At 57.7% G+C, this 16,768-nt stretch carries 19 protein-coding genes; 9 read left to right on the top strand and 10 right to left on the bottom strand.

Translation table 11 applies throughout. The features are described from left to right. Nucleotides 1-48: 48 nt before the first annotated feature. Nucleotides 49-912 carry a YicC family protein gene (locus tag AC559G_RS10760; protein ID WP_498912546.1) on the bottom strand — a complete coding sequence of 288 codons (864 nt, stop codon included), beginning with the start codon at nucleotides 910-912 and terminating at the stop codon, nucleotides 49-51. Between the two features lie 131 nt (nucleotides 913-1,043). Between AC559G_RS10760 and rph the strand changes: the two genes are divergently transcribed. Both rph and pyrE read left to right on the top strand, forming a co-directional pair. After that, entirely contained in the window at nucleotides 1,044-1,760 is a 717-nt protein-coding gene (gene rph / locus AC559G_RS10755; RefSeq protein ID WP_095846586.1) for a ribonuclease PH, read from the top strand. 84 nt (nucleotides 1,761-1,844) lie between these two features. After that, nucleotides 1,845-2,486, top strand: coding sequence for an orotate phosphoribosyltransferase (pyrE, locus tag AC559G_RS10750; protein WP_095846587.1), 642 nt, complete (start codon nucleotides 1,845-1,847; stop codon nucleotides 2,484-2,486). A gap of 32 nt (nucleotides 2,487-2,518) precedes the next feature. On the opposite strand, the gene slmA is transcribed toward pyrE, so the two are convergent. The 3 genes from slmA to coaBC all read right to left on the bottom strand — a co-directional run bounded on the left by slmA (nucleotide 2,519) and on the right by coaBC (nucleotide 5,014). Then, nucleotides 2,519-3,115, bottom strand: a complete 597-nt coding sequence (gene slmA / locus AC559G_RS10745) for a nucleoid occlusion factor SlmA (protein ID WP_438596876.1) — start codon at nucleotides 3,113-3,115, stop codon at nucleotides 2,519-2,521. A 245-nt stretch (nucleotides 3,116-3,360) separates the two neighbouring features. Beyond that, the gene (gene dut / locus AC559G_RS10740; protein ID WP_095846589.1) at nucleotides 3,361-3,819 is read right to left on the bottom strand and encodes a dUTP diphosphatase; all 459 of its coding nucleotides are present in this window, start codon (nucleotides 3,817-3,819) and stop codon (nucleotides 3,361-3,363) included. After that, nucleotides 3,797-5,014, bottom strand: coding sequence for a bifunctional phosphopantothenoylcysteine decarboxylase/phosphopantothenate--cysteine ligase CoaBC (gene coaBC / locus AC559G_RS10735; RefSeq protein WP_498912586.1), 1,218 nt, complete (start codon nucleotides 5,012-5,014; stop codon nucleotides 3,797-3,799). The genes dut and coaBC overlap by 23 nt, the downstream gene beginning before the upstream one ends. A 169-nt stretch (nucleotides 5,015-5,183) precedes the next feature. On the opposite strand from coaBC, the gene radC reads away from it, so the two are divergent. The 4 genes from radC (at nucleotide 5,184) to mutM (ending at nucleotide 7,470) form a co-directional block, all read left to right on the top strand. Then, the gene (gene radC / locus AC559G_RS10730; RefSeq protein ID WP_498912545.1) at nucleotides 5,184-5,867 is read left to right on the top strand and encodes a JAB domain-containing protein; all 684 of its coding nucleotides are present in this window, start codon (nucleotides 5,184-5,186) and stop codon (nucleotides 5,865-5,867) included. A gap of 263 nt (nucleotides 5,868-6,130) precedes the next feature. Then, nucleotides 6,131-6,367 carry a 50S ribosomal protein L28 gene (gene rpmB / locus AC559G_RS10725; RefSeq protein ID WP_095846592.1) on the top strand — a complete coding sequence of 79 codons (237 nt, stop codon included), beginning with the start codon at nucleotides 6,131-6,133 and terminating at the stop codon, nucleotides 6,365-6,367. A gap of 11 nt (nucleotides 6,368-6,378) precedes the next feature. Next, nucleotides 6,379-6,546, top strand: coding sequence for a 50S ribosomal protein L33 (gene rpmG, locus AC559G_RS10720; RefSeq protein WP_004392084.1), 168 nt, complete (start codon nucleotides 6,379-6,381; stop codon nucleotides 6,544-6,546). A gap of 114 nt (nucleotides 6,547-6,660) precedes the next feature. Beyond that, a complete protein-coding gene (gene mutM, locus AC559G_RS10715; protein WP_498912544.1) occupies nucleotides 6,661-7,470 on the top strand; it encodes an Fpg/Nei family DNA glycosylase in 810 nt (269 codons plus the stop codon). On the opposite strand, the gene coaD is transcribed toward mutM, so the two are convergent. Genes coaD through waaA form a run of 3 tightly spaced genes read right to left on the bottom strand, consistent with a single transcriptional unit; the run spans nucleotide 7,471 to nucleotide 10,011 of the window. Then, the gene (gene coaD, locus AC559G_RS10710; protein WP_438596879.1) at nucleotides 7,471-7,956 is read right to left on the bottom strand and encodes a pantetheine-phosphate adenylyltransferase; all 486 of its coding nucleotides are present in this window, start codon (nucleotides 7,954-7,956) and stop codon (nucleotides 7,471-7,473) included. 3 nt (nucleotides 7,957-7,959) lie between these two features. Continuing rightward, nucleotides 7,960-8,733, bottom strand: coding sequence for a glycosyltransferase family 2 protein (locus AC559G_RS10705; RefSeq protein ID WP_498912543.1), 774 nt, complete (start codon nucleotides 8,731-8,733; stop codon nucleotides 7,960-7,962). Beyond that, nucleotides 8,734-10,011, bottom strand: coding sequence for a 3-deoxy-D-manno-octulosonic acid transferase (gene waaA, locus AC559G_RS10700; RefSeq protein ID WP_498912542.1), 1,278 nt, complete (start codon nucleotides 10,009-10,011; stop codon nucleotides 8,734-8,736). Between the two features lie 124 nt (nucleotides 10,012-10,135). On the opposite strand from waaA, the gene AC559G_RS10695 reads away from it, so the two are divergent. Then, complete coding sequence (locus AC559G_RS10695) at nucleotides 10,136-11,146, top strand: glycosyltransferase family 9 protein (protein WP_498912541.1); 1,011 nt, start codon at nucleotides 10,136-10,138, stop codon at nucleotides 11,144-11,146. A gap of 31 nt (nucleotides 11,147-11,177) precedes the next feature. Here the strand turns inward: AC559G_RS10695 and AC559G_RS10690 are convergent, their stop codons facing one another. From AC559G_RS10690 to rfaQ, 3 genes are read right to left on the bottom strand one after another with little or no spacing between them, the layout of a single operon-like run. Further along, the gene (locus AC559G_RS10690) at nucleotides 11,178-12,278 is read right to left on the bottom strand and encodes a glycosyltransferase (protein ID WP_498912540.1); all 1,101 of its coding nucleotides are present in this window, start codon (nucleotides 12,276-12,278) and stop codon (nucleotides 11,178-11,180) included. 2 nt (nucleotides 12,279-12,280) lie between these two features. After that, the gene (locus AC559G_RS10685; RefSeq protein ID WP_498912539.1) at nucleotides 12,281-13,408 is read right to left on the bottom strand and encodes a glycosyltransferase family 4 protein; all 1,128 of its coding nucleotides are present in this window, start codon (nucleotides 13,406-13,408) and stop codon (nucleotides 12,281-12,283) included. After that, nucleotides 13,405-14,487 (bottom strand): putative lipopolysaccharide heptosyltransferase III, encoded by a 1,083-nt coding sequence (rfaQ, locus tag AC559G_RS10680; RefSeq protein WP_498912585.1) that lies wholly within the window; start codon nucleotides 14,485-14,487, stop codon nucleotides 13,405-13,407. Before rfaQ ends, AC559G_RS10685 begins: the two co-directional genes overlap by 4 nt. A gap of 211 nt (nucleotides 14,488-14,698) precedes the next feature. Here rfaQ and AC559G_RS10675 point away from each other — a divergent pair, with 211 nt between their 5' ends. Beyond that, nucleotides 14,699-15,655, top strand: coding sequence for a polysaccharide deacetylase family protein (locus tag AC559G_RS10675; protein WP_498912538.1), 957 nt, complete (start codon nucleotides 14,699-14,701; stop codon nucleotides 15,653-15,655). A 6-nt stretch (nucleotides 15,656-15,661) separates the two neighbouring features. Next, a complete protein-coding gene (locus AC559G_RS10670) occupies nucleotides 15,662-16,747 on the top strand; it encodes a glycosyltransferase family 9 protein (RefSeq protein ID WP_498912537.1) in 1,086 nt (361 codons plus the stop codon). Nucleotides 16,748-16,768: the final 21 nt, after the last annotated feature.

Below are 16,768 nucleotides of genomic sequence, written 5' to 3'. Positions count from 1 at the left end.
ACGCCCTGAAAACAGGGCGTTGTGGCAGTCGGTGGAACAGAGTGGAAATTATTCGATATTTTGGATCTGTTCGCGCATCTGCTCAATCAGCACCTTCAGCTCAATCGCTGAGGTGGTGACGTCGGCATTAATCGATTTAGACGCCAGGGTGTTCGATTCGCGGTTGAATTCCTGCATCATGAAGTCGAGGCGGCGGCCGACGGCTTCTTTCTTTTTCAGGATGTTGTGCGTTTCTTTTACGTGCGCTTCCAGGCGGTCCAGCTCTTCGGCAACGTCGATCCGTTGCGCCATCAGCACCAGCTCTTGTTCCAGGCGGGTGTTTTCCAACTGAACCTGCGCTTCTTCCAGCTTGCTTACCAAGCGTTCGCGCTGCCACTGCATCACGTTTGGCATTTGGGCGCGCACTTTGGCCACTTCCGCCAGCACGCCATCCAGCCGCTGCTCAATCAGCGTTTTCAGCGCGGTGCCTTCGCTTTCACGGGCGGCGATAAAGTCATCCAGGGCGCCGTCCAGCGCCTGCATCAGATCGGCGCTGATGGCATCCAGATCCTGTTCCTGGGCAGACATCACGCCCGGCCAGCGCAACACGTCGATGGGATTGATTTCCCCTTCGTCGCTTTGCATTTTCACCCAGTTGGCGGCTTCCACCAGCTGTTTTGCCAGTTTCTCGTTCAGAATGAGTGAGCTTTGCGCGCTGGGATCCAGATCAAAACGCAGGTTGCATTCAACCTTGCCGCGGGTTAAACGGGCGCGGATGCGTTCGCGGATCACCGGCTCCAGGCTGCGGAACTGCTCCGGCAGGCGGATATAGGTTTCAAGATAGCGTTGGTTAACGGAACGCAGCTCCCAAGCTGCGCTGCCCCATTCACCCTTGATTTCACGCCGGGCGTAGGCTGTCATGCTGCGGATCATCGTGCGTACCCGTAAAGTCAGTTAAAGATGACTCGATTATAGCGTTGTGCCGGCGGGCAGGATAGGCATAACGTCGTGAAGCTCGTATAATGCGCAGCCAATCATAGATGAATGAGAAGCCGGAGAAACCCATGCGCCCAGCAGGCAGAGCAGCACAACAAGTTCGCCCCCTGACATTAACCCGTCACTATACGAAACACGCTGAAGGTTCAGTGCTGGTTGAGTTTGGCGATACCAAAGTCTTGTGCACCGCCACCGTGGAAGAGGGCGTTCCCCGTTTCCTGAAAGGCCAGGGCCAGGGTTGGATCACCGCGGAATACGGCATGCTGCCGCGTTCCACCCATAGCCGTAACGCCCGCGAAGCGGCCAGGGGCAAGCAGGGCGGCCGCACGCTGGAAATCCAGCGCCTGATCGCCCGTTCACTGCGCGCCGCGGTGGATCTGAAAAAACTGGGTGAATACACCATCACCCTTGATTGCGACGTTTTGCAGGCAGACGGCGGCACCCGCACCGCGTCCATTTCCGGGGCCTGCGTGGCACTGGCGGATGCGCTCAATACCCTGGTTGCCAACGGCAAGCTGAAAGCGAACCCGATGAAAGGGCTAGTGGCGGCGGTTTCCGTCGGCATCGTCGGCGGCGAAGCGGTTTGCGATCTGGAATACGTGGAAGACTCCGCGGCAGAAACCGATATGAACGTGGTGATGATGGAAGATGGCCGGATGATTGAAGTGCAGGGCACAGCAGAAGGCGAACCGTTCAGCCATGAAGAGCTGTTAGCCTTATTGGCACTGGCCCGGGGCGGTATCGAAACCATTTTCCAGGCGCAGAAAGCCGCGTTGGCAGAGTAATTTTTAAGGCGGCTGAGAAGTCGCCTTTTTTGTGCCCGGCCTTCGGGCAGCGTACGCGTAATAATCAGACGAGGAGATGCAGTAATGAAAGCCTACCAGCGCCAGTTTATCGAGTTCGCGCTTAACAAACAGGTTTTGAAGTTCGGTGAATTCACGCTGAAATCCGGCCGCACCAGCCCGTATTTCTTTAACGCCGGCCTGTTTAATACCGGGCGCGATCTTGCGTTGTTAGGGCGTTTCTATGCTGAGGCGCTGGTGGATTCCGGCATTGATTTCGATCTGCTGTTCGGCCCGGCGTATAAGGGCATCCCGATCGCCACCACCACCGCGGTGGCATTGGCGGAGCACCACGAGCGCGACGTGCCTTACTGCTTCAACCGCAAAGAGGCCAAAACCCATGGCGAAGGCGGTAACCTAGTGGGCAGCCCGCTGCAGGGCCGGGTAATGCTGGTGGACGATGTGATCACCGCCGGCACCGCTATCCGTGAATCGATGGAGATCATCAATGCCAGCGGCGCCAGCCTGGCCGGGGTGCTGATATCGCTCGATCGCCAGGAACGTGGCCTGGGCGAGATTTCCGCGATTCAGGAAGTGGAACGTGATTATCACTGCAAAGTGATTTCCATCGTCACGCTGGAAGATCTGATTACTTACCTGGAAGAGAAGCCGCAGATGGCGGATCGCCTGGCGGCGGTGCGTGCCTATCGCCAACAGTACGGCGTGTAAAACCATTACGCCGGGCTTGGCCCGGCGTAATATTATTGCAACTGCGTTGCCAGCAGCGCCCAGCGGCCGTCGAAATCTTGCGTCGGGCGGTAGCGGAACTCCGAGCGCACATAGCGCGAAAGCATGCCCTCACAGAAAGCCAGCAGTTGGCTTGCCAGCAGCGTCTCATCGGTGATAAAGCCTTTTCCTTCCCGCAGCTTGCGTTCCTTTAATACCTGGCGAAGCTGGGCTTCTATCCGCTCAAACAGCTGGTTGATGCGGCCCTGCAAGCGATCCTGTTCGAACATCAGCGCGTGGCCCGTCATAATGCGGGTCAGGCCGGGGTTGCGTTCAGCGAAGCCCAGAATCAGCAACAGAATCAGGCGCAGGCGGTTCAACGTCTCTTTCTCATCCTGCAGGATCAGGTTGATGCGCGTGATCAGGCTGTCTTCAATAAACTCGATCAGGCTGTCAAACATACGTGTCTTGCTGGGAAAATGCCGATAAAGTGCGGCTTCAGAGACACCGACGTTTGCCGCGAGTTTGGCTGTGGTAATACGCTGGCTGCCATCGCTGGATTCCAGCATCTGGGCCAGTGCCTGCAATATCTCCTCGCGCCGATTCCTTTTGGTATTTTCTTTTTCTGCCATGTCAGATTAGACCCTTGCTAAAACAGCTTAGACTTCCAAACCCAGGCACCGGCCGCTGCAGGGGAACCCTGAGCAGCTTATATAATTGCTTTTGACGGTGTAGGGGCTGCGGCCTGTTGGCCTGTTTTTCCGCGCTATCTGGCGTGCGGTGTTTTTATTACCGGATAAACCCTACCGTGGGGCACAGCCCTGCGCCCTGGGGATAGGGATTTGCAGCATTCCCTGCCTTTTCACTGCTGGGCGTGTCAGAGGCGGCCAGAGTGGCCGAAGCCGCCTTCGCCACGTTCACTGTCGCCAAATTCCTCAACCAGGTTGAATTCGGCCTGCACCACGGGCACGAAGACCATCTGTGCGATGCGCTCACCCGGCTGGATGGTAAAGGCCGTCTGCCCACGGTTCCAGACGGAAACCATCAGTTGGCCCTGGTAGTCGGAATCGATCAGGCCGACCAGGTTGCCCAACACCACGCCGTGTTTGTGGCCAAGGCCGGAGCGCGGCAAGATCACCGCCGCCAAGCTAGCGTCGGCGATGTGGATTGCCAGGCCGGTAGGCAGCAGCGTCGTGGCGCCAGGGGCCAGCTCAACGGCGTTGTCCAGACAGGCGCGAAGATCAAGACCGGCTGAACCTGGTGTGGCGTAAGTCGGTAAAGGGAAATCCTGACCGATACGCGGGTCGAGAATCTTAACGTCGATTTTTTTCATCATAGCGGCTGACTATCTCGTCTATTAAACGTTGGCCAAGGAGCGCCTTATCGCTGAGCGCCAGGCGTTTGTCCCCATCATGCCAAAAAAGGTGCAGTGCGTTGGTATCGCTGTTGAAACCGTGCCCTGCAAGCGTTACATCATTGGCGCAAATTAAATCCAGTTTTTTACGCGCCAGTTTTTGCCGCGCGTATTCTTCCACATTCTGGGTTTCGGCGGCAAACCCGACGACAAACGGACGATTTTTCACCATCGCGGCGACGCCGGCGACAATGTCGGGGTTTTTTACCATTCTCAGGGTGATTTCATCACCCTGTTTTTTTATTTTTTCGTCGGCAATCTGTTCAGCGCGGTAATCCGCCACGGCGGCACAGGAGATAAAAATATCTTGGGCCGCGGCCTGCGCCTGCACCGCCTGCTGCATTTCCAGCGCACTGGTGACGTCGACGCGGGTTACCTTCGGCGGCGTCGGCTGATTGACCGGCCCGGCGATCAGCGTCACCTGCGCACCGCGCGCGGCGGCGGCGCGCGCAATGGCAAACCCCATTTTGCCTGAGCTGTGGTTGCTGATGAAACGCACGGGATCCAGCGCTTCGCGCGTCGGGCCGGCGGTAATCATCACCTTAAGATGTTGCAAATCTTGTGGCGCAGCAAAGTAATTGTGCGCCAGCTCGACGATAGCCAGCGGATCCAGCATGCGGCCGGGGCCGACATCGCCGCAGGCCTGGCTGCCGCTGTCCGGGCCCCACAGCATCATGCCGCGCGCCTGCAGGGTTGCCAGGTTCGCCTGGGTTGCCGCTGCGCGGTACATCTGTTGGTTCATAGCCGGGGCTGCGGCGATGGGCGCATCGGTCGCCAGGCAAACGGTGGTGAGCAGATCGTTAGCCATGCCGGCGGCGGCCCGCGCCAGCAGATCGGCCGTGGCCGGAGCCAGAATAACCAGATCCGCCCATTTCCCAAGCTCAATGTGGCCCATTGCGGCTTCCGCCGCGGGATCGAGCAGATCGTCCGCCACCGGGAACCCGGAAACGGCCTGTAGCGTCAACGGTGTGATAAAGGCTTTTGCCGCACTGGTCATGACCACCCGCACGTCGGCGCCCCTGTCGCGCAGGCGGCGCACCAGCTCCGGGCATTTGTAGGCGGCGATACCGCCGCTGATGCCAAGCACAATATGTTTGCCGGAAAGTCCCGTCATCATCATTGTCCGATTGAAAGCTGAAAGATGCGGCATTTTAGCATAACCGCCAGCCAGGTGAGCGCTTCGTCCGTGCCCCGCAGCAGATTGCGAACAACTCCGCAATGTTATCAATCACCTGTCGTGCCATCACGGCCGGTGTGGCATGCTCCAGCATATTCAGGGAGGGACGATGAACAGCCAGGAAATCTCGCCGTGGCCAGGGAATCTGGCGCCACGGGAAAAATTATTACGCGATGGCGCTGCGGCGCTTTCGGATGCCGAACTGCTGGCCATTTTTTTACGCACCGGCTTGCCGGGCCTGCATGTTATCCGTTTGGCAGAGCAACTGCTGGCGCAGTTTGGTTCGTTGCATGGCCTTTTGGCCGCCGACTTTGCGCAGTTCAGCAGCCATAAAGGGCTGGGCGCCGCCACCTATGCCCAGTTGCAGGCGGTTTCGGAGCTGGCGTTCCGATTTTTCTCCGGCCATCTGGCGCAGGAAAATGCCATGCTGAACCCAAAAGTGACCCAGCACTATCTGCATAGCTTGCTGGCTCACCACGAACGGGAGGTTTTTCTTGTGCTGTTTTTGGACAATCAGCACCGGGTTATTCGCCACCAGGAGATGTTTGTTGGTACTATCAGCAGCGTCGTCGTACACCCGAGAGAAATTGTGCGTGCTGCGCTGAAGGCTAATGCAGCCGCCATCATTCTGGCGCATAATCACCCCTCGGGTAAGGCTGAGCCCAGTCGTGCCGATCGTCTGATTACCGAGCAAGTAGTGAATGCATGCAGGTTATTGGAGATCCGCGTGCTCGATCATTTGGTTATCGGCCGGGGGGAATGCGCTTCTTTTGCCGAGCGCGGATGGCTTTAAGCAACTTTTTCGCGATCCTTGAGGGATCTTTAGCTGTTCGGGACTTGAGCACTTACGCTTCAGAGCGTATACTACGCCACCTTTGAGAATCTTGGGTTTGGCGTTAAGAGCCTATCTCAGCAGGTTTCTAACCTGGTGTGCGGTTTCTGACCTGATGACGAGAGTCTCCTCAGTAGGAAGTTTGCTGAGATGGGCTCTAAAGCCTGACGAGGCGGCCATACCCTATACGAAGCTCGAGCTGATTTGATTTTTGGAGAATAGACATGTCCCGAGTCTGCCAAGTTACTGGCAAGCGCCCGGTGAGCGGTAACAACCGTTCCCACGCACTGAACGCGACCAAACGCCGTTTTCTGCCTAACCTGCACTCTCACCGTTTTTGGGTTGAGGGCGAGAAGCGCTTTGTAACTCTGCGCGTATCTGCTAAAGGTATGCGTGTTATTGATAAGAAGGGTATCGAAGCGGTCCTGGCCGATCTGCGTGCCCGTGGTGAGAAGTATTAAGGAACTGAATCATGGCTAAAGGTGTTCGCGAGAAGATCAAGCTGGTTTCTTCTGCTGGTACTGGTCACTTCTATACCACTACGAAGAACAAGCGTACTAAGCCGGAAAAACTGGAACTGAAGAAATTCGATCCAGTTGTCCGTCAACACGTGATCTACAAAGAAGCTAAAATCAAGTAATTTTAGTGGATTAAGTAAAACCCGGCTTCGGCCGGGTTTTTTGTATTATAGCCAATGGGTTCCCGATGCGGGCCGGCGTGAGCCCATTGGCTATAAGATGACGGGGAGCGCAGCATGCCTGAATTACCAGAAGTTGAAACCAGCCGCCGTGGCATCGAACCTTATCTTGTCGGCCACAGTATTCAATACGCCGTGGTGCGCAATGCCCGTTTGCGCTGGCCGGTGTCGTCGCAGATCCAGGCGCTGAGCGATCGCCCGGTGCGCAGCGTGCAGCGCCGCGCCAAATATCTGCTGATCGAGCTGGATACGGGCTGGATTATCGTGCACCTGGGCATGTCGGGCAGCCTGCGGATGCTGGCGGAGGAAACCGAAGCTGGCAAGCACGATCATGTCGATCTGGTGATGAGCAACGGTATGATCTTGCGCTATACGGATCCGCGCCGTTTCGGCGCCTGGCTGTGGTGTGAGGATCTTGCCGCCAGCAACGTGTTGGCTCACCTTGGGCCGGAACCGCTGAGTGAAGTCTTCAATGGTCGTTATCTGTTTGATAAATCGCGTAATAAACGCACGTTAATCAAACCCTGGCTAATGGATAATAAGCTGGTGGTGGGTGTGGGGAATATTTATGCCAGTGAATCCCTGTTCAGCGCCGGGATCATGCCCGATCGGCCGGCGGCCTCGCTGAGCCAGGCTGAAGCGGATCTGCTGGTGGCGACCATCAAAGCGGTGCTGTTGCGTTCGATTGAACAAGGGGGCACTACGCTGCGCGATTTCCTGCAGTCGGACGGCAAGCCCGGCTATTTTGCGCAGGAACTGCAGGTGTATGGCCGGGCAGGGGAGCCATGCCGGGCGTGCGGCGCGCCGATAGAGGCGGCGAAACACGGGCAGCGCAGCACCTTTTTTTGCCGCCGCTGCCAGCGTTAATTACTGCTCGGCGAGTTTCTTCAGTAGCGCCTGGGTGACGGCATCCGGCAGGAACGGGGCGATGTCGCCGCCGTGGCGCGCCACTTCCTTCACCAGTGAAGAAGAGATAAACGACCACTCCTCGGAAGGCATCATAAAGACGCTTTCCAGCGTCGGCATCAGGTGGCGGTTCATGTTCGCTAACTGCAACTCATACTCAAAGTCGGATACCGCGCGCAGGCCGCGCACCAAGATATTGGCGTTCTGATGGGCGGCAAAATGGGCCATCAGCTCACTGAACCCCACCACTTCCACATTTTTCAGGTGCGAGGTGACGGCGGCCGCCATCGCCACACGTTCATCCAGCGAAAATAACGGCTTTTTCCCCGGGCTGGCGGCAATGGCCAGCACGACGTGATCGAACATCAATGACGCACGCGTCACCAAATCCAGGTGGCCGTTGGTCATGGGATCGAACGTTCCGGGATAGATGGCTTTTCTGGTCATGGTTTATTTCTCTGAATAATGGCGGTTCATGGCCCACAGCGCGGCGTACTTGTTAAACGTATACTGCGCGTTGACGACGGCCAGCAATAGCCCCTGTTTGCCGTCCAGGAACCCTGCGCGCAGCAGCCAGGTTTTGCAGAAGGCGCCCAGCGTGTGGGTCAGGATGGAAAGATATCCGCAGCGCTTACCGGCCTGATGGCGCTGAGTGGCCCACTCCTGAGCATAGTGCAATTGTTTACGCTGGAAAGCGAAAAAATCCCGGCAGGTCAGGTGCAGCAGATCGCCATGCAGCGCGATCGCTTTCGCGCCGTTGGTATTCAATGACTCATGCACCAGATCATCGTTATAGCGGTAGCGCTGCCTGGCGTATAAGCGGTTGACGCGGTCCGGGTACCAACCGCTGTGGCGCATGAAGCGGCCCAGGAACAGGTTGCGGCGGCCAAGGCTGTAAACGGCGTTGTCGTCGGGCGCCGTGAGCACCTGCTCGATGGCCTGGCGCAGCTCCGGCGTCACCCGTTCGTCGGCGTCGATCATTAACACGTAATCGCAGTTGGCGTGGCTTTGCGCCCGTTGGCGCTGTTTGCCGAAGCCCTGCCAGTCGGTATGGGTGAAGACCTGGGCGCCCAGGTCAGCCGCGAGGGCGGCCGTGCCGTCCGTGCTGCCGGAGTCCAGCACGATGATCTCATCGGCCCAGGCGACTGAAGCCAGGCACTCGGCGAGCAGGCCGGCTTCGTTTTTGGCGATCATCACCACCGACAGGGTTTTACGCTGGCGCATTTATTGGCTCCGTGGCGGCAGGTGGGGCTCCAGCAATTGCAGCAGGCGCTGCAACGCCCCCTGGTTCTGATACAGCACTTCCACCGCATGCCGGCCATAATAGCGGCGGTAGTCTTCATCGGTCAGCAGGGTGCCGATTTCCCTGACCAGGGCGTCGGCGTCGTTGACGGTGATTAACCCTTCGGCTTCAGCCAGCTTGCTGCAGATATCCTTGAAGTTAAAGGTATGCGGCCCCATCAACACCGGGATGGCGTGGGCGGCGGCTTCCAACGGGTTATGCCCGCCGCGTTCCACCAGGCTGCCGCCAACGAAGGCCAGATCGGCAATGCCGTACAGCAACATCAGTTCGCCCATGGTATCGCCGATCACCACTTGCGTGCTGCCGGTCGGCACATCGCCGCTGCTGCGGGTGATGTAGCTAAAGCCGGCTTTCTGCGCCAGCTCTTTGGCGGTTTGGAAGCGCTCCGGGTGGCGCGGCACTAGGATCAGCAGCAAATCCGGATGTTTTTCCAGCAGTTTGCCATGTGCTTCCAGCAGGATGGCCTCTTCGCCTTCATGCGTGCTGGTGGCGATCCAAACCGGCCGGTGCGGCGCCCATTGGCGGCGCAGCGTCAGCGCACGGGCCGCCAGCTCCGGGGTTACCGAGATATCAAACTTTAGGCTGCCGGTTATCGCCAGCTGCGAGCGTTTCAGGCCCAATGCCAGAAAGCGATCGCCATCCTCCTGATTCTGTGCGGCAATCAGGGTGATACGGCGCAGCATATCACGCATGAAGCCGCCGATTTTCTGGTAGCCGGCGGCGGAGCGCGCAGAAAGCCGCGCATTGGCGATCACCAGGGGGATTTGGCGCTGATGCAGTGCATTAATCAGGTTCGGCCACAGCTCGGTTTCCATGATGATGACCAACTTCGGGTTCACCTGATCGAGAAAGCGGCGCATTGAGCCGGGCAGATCATAGGGCAGATAAACGTGGTGAACATCTTTGCCAAAGGCCGACTGTACCCGTTCTGAACCTGTCGGGGTCATCGTGGTCACAGTAATCGGCAAATGGGGGTAGCGGTGGCGCAGCGCGCGCACTAATGGGATCGCGGCGAGGGTTTCACCAACGGAAACAGAATGCAGCATGATACCGCCAGGCGCGACTTTCCCGGCGCAGAAGCCGTAGCGTTCGGCCCAGCGCTTGCGATAGGCTGGCGCTTTACGGCTGCGCAATAATAAACGTAGCCAGATCAGGGGTTGGATAAGGTAGAGTAATACCTGATATAAACGCAGTAACATTCTATCAATTTCATTTATATGGGTTATTCAGAATAGTATCATATCTGTATGGGAAAGGGCGCTACTTTGGTAGTCCGGGTGTCAGTTTCAGGCAACAGGCGGGGGTTTCGCCTAAAGGTTTGGCATGAAGAATATTTTAATTATTCGCCGCGATAATATTGGCGATCTTGTTTGTACGACACCGTTAATCGAAGGGCTAAAAATAGCCTATCCAGAGGCCAAGCTTTATCTGTTGATCAATAAAGTCAGCCAGGACGTGGTGAAAAACAACCCGCATCTTGAACAGGTCTTTATCTATAAAAAAGCCAAACATAAAGCCAAAAATGAAACCTCGCTCGGGGTGTATTGGCAGCGGCTGATGATTTTTCTGCGGCTGCGGAAAATAACCTTTGATGCGGCGATCCTGGCAAACCCGGTGCCGTGTAAATACAGCCTGCGGCTCGCCAAAATGGCGGGGGCCAAACATATTATCGGCGCCGATCTGGGTAATGGCGACATCGATCGCCCATTCACCGCGGCTGATTTTCACGGCCAGCATCAGGTCGAGCGAACCTTCAGCTATCTTTCGGCGCTAACTGATAACCCTCCGCCGATACCCGATGTGCGGGTTTATTTAACGGATGAAGAGCTCCGGCAGGCGGCGCAAAGGGTGCAGGCACTGTTGCCCGGCGCGCAGCGGATTTTTGCCGTGCACATCAGCAGCCGCAGCCCCAAGCGGCGTTGGCCGGTCGAGCGCTATGCTGAAATCATTCGCCGCCTGGCGGAAAACGGCGTTTCGGCGCTGATTTTCTGGTCGCCGCAGGGCACGCTGGCCCCCGATGATATCGGCGATCAAAAACGCGCCGAGCAATTGCTGGCGCAGTGCCAGGGGGCGCCGGTTGCTCTGTACCCCACGGCATCCGTGCGTGAGCTGTTGGCGGGTTTTGACCGGTGCGAAGTGGTGTTATGCAGCGACGGCGGGCAAATGCACCTGGCTTCGGCGTTGAATAAAACGCAGGTGGTGCTGTTCGGTGATACCGACCAGGCCGCCTGGCACCCGTGGTCGGGGGAGTACCACATCTTGCAGACGCCTTCTGGCGATTGCATTGATGTTTTGGTGGAAGACGTCTGGCAGAAAATGCAGCAGTTGCATTAGCCGATGCCCCGGTGGGGCATCGTGCCGCCGGTTAGCAATCTTTCAGCGCAAGGTATTGGCGGCATATAGCGTCCAGGCCATAGCTCATTAAGTGTGGCCGATTAATCGGCGGCGGGTCGCGGTAGATGGCCGCCATTTTCTCCCCGAGCGACTGTTCATTCAGTTCGGCCAGCGCCAATCCCATGCCGGCTTTTTCCAGGATTTCGGCCGGCCCGCCCGGGCAGCGGGTGCTGACCACCGGTGTGCCGCACAGCAGCGCTTCCACCAGCACGTTACCAAACCCTTCGCTATCGGAGCTAAGCACCAGCAACGCCGCCTGTTTGATGTACGGGAAGGGGTTAGCCTGGAAGCCAAGGAACAGCACGCGTTCGGCAATGCCCAACTGTTCGGCCAACTGCCGGGCCTCCGCGATCCGGCTGTCGCTTCCGGTGCCGATCAACACTAGCGGCGCCTGGATGCCCGACAGCGCATAGGCTTTCAGCAGGCGATCATGGCGCTTTTGCGGGTGGAAACGCCCAACGTGCACCAGATAGTCTTTCCCGGCCAGATCGCAAGGGGCGGCTGCCAGCCGTTCAATCTCGGCAATATCAAACGGGTTGTTGATTACCGCCAACTGCTTGGGCTGAATCGCCAGGTTTTGCCGCAGATCATCCTCCACCGCCTGGGAAACAGTCACGATATTCTGCCGTTGGTAAACCCGGGCAATCTTGCGCTGTTTCAACCAACGATCCAGCCCCTTGCGGTGGCTAAGATAGGAAGTGGAAAGAATACCGTGGATGCAGAACCACAGCCGATCGGGCGCCAGCACGCGGCTGCGCCGGACGATACGGTCGGTTTTATGCAGGTTGGAAAACACCAGGTCGTAAGCGCCATGCTGTTGTTCCTGCGCCATCACGGCGCGGTCAAGCTGCGCGGCGCGGCGTGAAAGTTCGGTCAGTTTGCGCCAGGGTTTGCGGCAGCGATCGGCCACCACCTGGTAATGGATGCCTTGCGGTATCGCGTAATTGCAGACGTCGCTCAGGGAGATCAGGCTGATGCTATGGCCCATGTTCAGCATGCCCTGGCACAGGGTCAGCACCACCTTTTCGGCACCGCCGCCCGGCAGGCCATCGATAATCATCAGGATACGCATAATCAGTCCAGCAAGCGGTTATAAAGTGAAATCAGCTGTTGCGACAGGTGCGCCGGCGTGGCCGACATAATGCGCAGCCGCGCCGCTTCACCCATGGTTGAGCCCAGCGCCTGCGGGGGCAAGACGTGGATGGCGTCGGTCAGCGCGTTGACGTCCAGCGCGTCGGCGACAAAGCCGTTTTGCCCCGGGGTGATGAACTCCGCGCCGCCGCAGGTGGTGCTGGTGATCACCGGCAAGCCGCACGACATGGCTTCCAGAATCACGTTGGGGAACGGATCGTACAGCGTCGGCAGCAGCAAGGCGTCCGCCGCCTGATAAAATGGCAGCGTTTGTTGCTGCACGCCCATAAAGCGCACGCGCTCGCCGCAGCCCAGCGATTGCGCCAATGCCCGATAACGTTTTTCGGCCTTGTCTTTGCCCACCACCAGCAGGTAGCTATGGGTGGGGGCGATGGCGCGGATTGCCGCCGCCAGGCCTTTGCGTTCGAAGCCGGAGCCGACGAAAATCAGGCAGTGCGCCGCCTGTGGGATCTGATACTGCTGGCGCAGCTGGTGGCGTAACGCCTCGCTGGCCGGCAGAAACTTTTGGTTATCAATAGCATTGTAGATCACGGTGATCTTGTCGGCCGGCACGCCAAAATCGGCGATGATCTCTTGTTTGATCATCTCGGCGTTGCAGATCACCGCTTTTAGCTCAGGGGCGGCGTACATGGCGCGTTCGGCGCACATGACATAGCGGTGAAAACGGTTGGAGAACAGAAATTTGCGCCGCCATTCAGGCAGCAGGCGCGCGCGCTGCAGCAGCCAGCGGCGGTGCACACCGTCGCCTGCGCGGTAGATATCGCAGCCTGGAATGCGTTCATGGCTTTGCACCAGATCGAACTTTTCCGTCTGCCATAGCATGCGTGCCGCTTCGGCAAACCCACGTTCCCGGCTGATACGGCCGAATTTCATCGGGTCGCACAAGTGGATATGCCAGTTGGGGTTGGCATCACCCTGCCATTCACGGGTGATGACGTTCAGTTCAAGGTCTTGCTGTTCCAGCGCTTCCAGAGCGCGGGAAACAAAACGTTCGGCACCGCCGTCCGGGCGGTATTTTTGGCGCACTATCGCTAAACGACATGCTTTCATAGGAGCTGGCTCCGCGCGGCGGCGATCACCGCGTCTGCAGGAATAAGGTCGAGGTAACGCTGTTCGGTGCCGGTATCAATATCATCCGGATCGGGCAGGGGGCCGTAATCGCCGGCCCAGATAACCTGGCCGATCGCCTGCCAGGGGCGCCAAAAGGTCAGCTTTGACGGGCCGAACAGCGCGATACAAGGGGTTTGCAGCGCGGCGGCCATATGCATCGGCACGGAATCCACGCCGATAAACAGGCGGGCATGGTCAATCAGCGCGGCAAGCTGGCGCAGGGTCAAACGGCCGGCCAGGGAAACTACGCCCTGGGCCGGGCAGTGCGCCAAAATCTGCTCGACCATCTTTTGCTCTTTGGTATCGGGCCCGGCGGTGAGCACCAGCGTGTGGCCGTCGGCCTGCAGCGCGCTGATAGTTGCCGCCATTTTTTCTTCGCTCCAACATTTGAAGAACCAGCGGGAGGTGGGCTGCACCACGATATAGTCGCCGTTGACCCCCTGTTCCCGCAGCAGCAATTCGCTGGCCTGCCAATCTTGCGGCGTGTAGCTCATGGTGACCTGCTGGCTGGTGGTGGCCAGCCCCAATGGTTGCAGCAGCGAGAGGTTTTGTTCCACGGTGTGCATGGCGCCGTGCCCGTCGACCGGCACCAGTTGGGTGTGGCAGTGGCGCCAGAGGAAGCCGCGCCGTTTAGGGAAGTCAAACCCAAGGCGGATACGTGCTCCTGTCATCCGTGTGACGATGGCGCTGCGCCATTGGTCAGCCAGGTTGACGACCAGATCGTAACGCTGCGCCCGCAGTTGGCGAATCAGCCGCCATTCGTGGCCCAGATGGGCTTTGGCGCCCAGCTTTTTCCATTGGCGATCAATGGCGAATACCGTTGATAGTGCCGGGTTGCTGGCCAGCATATCCTGCGTTTCCTTATACAACAGCACGTCGATTTTCGCCTGGGGATAGTTGGCCCGCAGGGTATTGATCACCGGCGTGGTCAACAGCATATCGCCGTGGTGGCGTAATTTTATCAATAAGATACGTTGTATGGATGCTGCTGGAACTGGGGCTGGCGCTTTATTCATGATGGGCTGTTTTCCGTATGACCAACCGTTGATTCTAAAGGACGTGATAGCATGTGGCTACTATTGCCCGGTTTTCTTGCTGCGCCGTGAAAAAAAGCGCGCCGCGGGGTGACAAACGCCGGCCCACGTTGTCCAATGCTGGTAGCAAAGTCGTTTGCCCTGAACAAACGGGCTGCGTAACATATGCACTCTGTTGATATCAGGCTAGATATTTATGACCAAACCGGCGTTTCTCATCACGATTGATACCGAAGGCGATAACCTGTGGCAAAACCACGATCGCATTTCAACTGAAAATACGCGTTTTCTGCCGCGCTTCCAGGCGTTGTGCGAGAAGTATGCGTTCAAGCCGGTTTATCTCACCAATTACGAGATGGCATCGGATGCCGGTTATGTCGAGTTTGCCCGCGATGTCATCGCGCGCGGCACCGGCGAAGTGGGCATGCACCTGCATGCCTGGAACAGCCCGCCGTTGGCGCCGTTGACCGAAGACGATTGGCGCTATAAACCGTATCTGATTGAATACCCGGCAGAGCAAATCCGCGCCAAGGTCGATCACATGACCAAGCTGCTGGAAGATGCGTTCCAGACCAAGATGCTTAGCCACCGCGCCGGGCGCTGGGCGTTTAACGAATATTACGCGCAGCTGCTGTTGGAATATGGCTACCGGGTAGACTGCTCGGTCACGCCGCGCGTCAACTGGCAGTATTCGCCCGGTAACCCGCAGGGCAACGGCGGCACCGATTACCGCCACTTCCCGGCGCACGCTTATTTTATCGATCCGCAAAACATCGCCCGCCCAGGCCAGTCCGCATTGCTGGAGGTGCCTGTCAGCATCCAGTACCGGCACTCCGGGCTGATGAACACCCTCAAGCAAGGGTACGATCGGCTGCGTGGCAAACGGCGTTCGCCTTCGGTGCACTGGCTGCGCCCGACCGGCAATAATCTGGATAAAATGAAGCGGGTGGCCGAACGTTGCCTGGCGGAAGGCAATGACTACGTTGAATTTATGCTGCACTCCTCCGAGTTTATGCCGGGCGGCAGCCCGACATTTAAAAACGCGCAGGATATCGAGGCATTATACCGCGATTTGGAACAGCTGTTTGCCTGGCTGCAGCCGCGCACGGTCGGCATGACCCTGGCCGAGTATTATCAGACCAAGAAGAGCTGAGCATAGATGAAGAAAAGCAAGATTGATTCTGTCAATCGTTTCCTGAAGGTATATACCCGGTTCTTTGGCAATATGAAGCCTATTGCCGGTTTAAACGCCAAGCTCGAGTTCAGCAGCATCGTGATTTATTCCAGCACTGCGCTTGGCGATCTGATGTTTAATACGCCGGCGATCCATGCGCTGAAACAGCGTTACCCTAACGCCAGGTTCACGCTGGTATCAAGCGAGAAAAACCGCCAATTGGTGGCGGGCAGCGATTATTTTGACGAAGTTATTTATTGGGACAACAAGGTTAAGAATATTTTCAGCCTGGTTAGCCGCCTGCGCAAAATGAAGCCTGAACTGTCGGTGATCCTGCACTCCTATATTCCTTATGACGTGTTGAGCGCGGTGCTTTCCGGTAGCCACTACATCATCCGTGACAACTACAACTGTGACGGTGATTACATGAATCAGTGGGTTTATTGCCATCAGGGCAGCTATGAAGGCCACCTGATTCAGCGCAAGCTGGATTTACTGCAGGTGCTTGGCTGCGATAATCGCGATACCCATATGCGTATCCCGGTGCGGTTTAATGCGCTGCCGGCGATTACCAACAAGACCCTGATCGGCTTCCAGATGGGGGCTTCAGAAGAACAACGTTGCTGGCCGCGGGAGAATTTTGTCGGCCTGGCACGCAAGCTGTTTGCGCTGGGTGAGCAATACCACATCGTGCTGATTGGCAGCGGCAAGGAAAAAGAGCTGGAACGCCAATTCCTGGCCGCGCTGTCGCCCGAAGAGCAACAAAGGGTCACCAGCTATATTGGCAAAACCACGCTGCGGCAACTGCTGGCGATCATTGAGCAACTGAATGTGCTGATTACCGGCGATACCGGGCCGTTGCACTTGGCCGTTGCGCTGCAAACGCGCACCGTCAGCCTGTTTTACACCGCCAATCCGCGGCATACCGGGCCGTATCAGGATCCTGAGCTGCACCGGATCCTGTATATCAACCCGGATGATAAAGACAAGGCGCCGCGCGATCCGCGCTTCCCGTTAAGCGTGATTGAGGTGGATCAGGTGTATGGGCTGCTGCGGGAAATGTTGCTTTAGCGCAGCAGGCTGAAGCCGTCT

It is taken from the genome of Gibbsiella greigii, from assembly GCF_039540155.1.
GTDB lineage: Bacteria > Pseudomonadota > Gammaproteobacteria > Enterobacterales > Enterobacteriaceae > Gibbsiella > Gibbsiella quercinecans.
Note: the sequence above shows the minus strand (reverse complement) of the source record. Positions and strands in the feature narration are given on the sequence as shown.

Coding starts and splice junctions, on each gene's coding strand:
- AC559G_RS10760 (WP_498912546.1), bottom strand. CDS start 912: ATGATCCGCAGCATGACAGCCTACGCCCGGCGTGAAATCAAGGGTGAA.
- rph (WP_095846586.1), top strand. CDS start 1,044: ATGCGCCCAGCAGGCAGAGCAGCACAACAAGTTCGCCCCCTGACATTA.
- pyrE (WP_095846587.1), top strand. CDS start 1,845: ATGAAAGCCTACCAGCGCCAGTTTATCGAGTTCGCGCTTAACAAACAG.
- slmA (WP_438596876.1), bottom strand. CDS start 3,115: ATGGCAGAAAAAGAAAATACCAAAAGGAATCGGCGCGAGGAGATATTG.
- dut (WP_095846589.1), bottom strand. CDS start 3,819: ATGATGAAAAAAATCGACGTTAAGATTCTCGACCCGCGTATCGGTCAG.
- coaBC (WP_498912586.1), bottom strand. CDS start 5,014: ATGATGACGGGACTTTCCGGCAAACATATTGTGCTTGGCATCAGCGGC.
- radC (WP_498912545.1), top strand. CDS start 5,184: ATGAACAGCCAGGAAATCTCGCCGTGGCCAGGGAATCTGGCGCCACGG.
- rpmB (WP_095846592.1), top strand. CDS start 6,131: ATGTCCCGAGTCTGCCAAGTTACTGGCAAGCGCCCGGTGAGCGGTAAC.
- rpmG (WP_004392084.1), top strand. CDS start 6,379: ATGGCTAAAGGTGTTCGCGAGAAGATCAAGCTGGTTTCTTCTGCTGGT.
- mutM (WP_498912544.1), top strand. CDS start 6,661: ATGCCTGAATTACCAGAAGTTGAAACCAGCCGCCGTGGCATCGAACCT.
- coaD (WP_438596879.1), bottom strand. CDS start 7,956: ATGACCAGAAAAGCCATCTATCCCGGAACGTTCGATCCCATGACCAAC.
- AC559G_RS10705 (WP_498912543.1), bottom strand. CDS start 8,733: ATGCGCCAGCGTAAAACCCTGTCGGTGGTGATGATCGCCAAAAACGAA.
- waaA (WP_498912542.1), bottom strand. CDS start 10,011: ATGTTACTGCGTTTATATCAGGTATTACTCTACCTTATCCAACCCCTG.
- AC559G_RS10695 (WP_498912541.1), top strand. CDS start 10,136: ATGAAGAATATTTTAATTATTCGCCGCGATAATATTGGCGATCTTGTT.
- AC559G_RS10690 (WP_498912540.1), bottom strand. CDS start 12,278: ATGCGTATCCTGATGATTATCGATGGCCTGCCGGGCGGCGGTGCCGAA.
- AC559G_RS10685 (WP_498912539.1), bottom strand. CDS start 13,408: ATGAAAGCATGTCGTTTAGCGATAGTGCGCCAAAAATACCGCCCGGAC.
- AC559G_RS10675 (WP_498912538.1), top strand. CDS start 14,699: ATGACCAAACCGGCGTTTCTCATCACGATTGATACCGAAGGCGATAAC.
- AC559G_RS10670 (WP_498912537.1), top strand. CDS start 15,662: ATGAAGAAAAGCAAGATTGATTCTGTCAATCGTTTCCTGAAGGTATAT.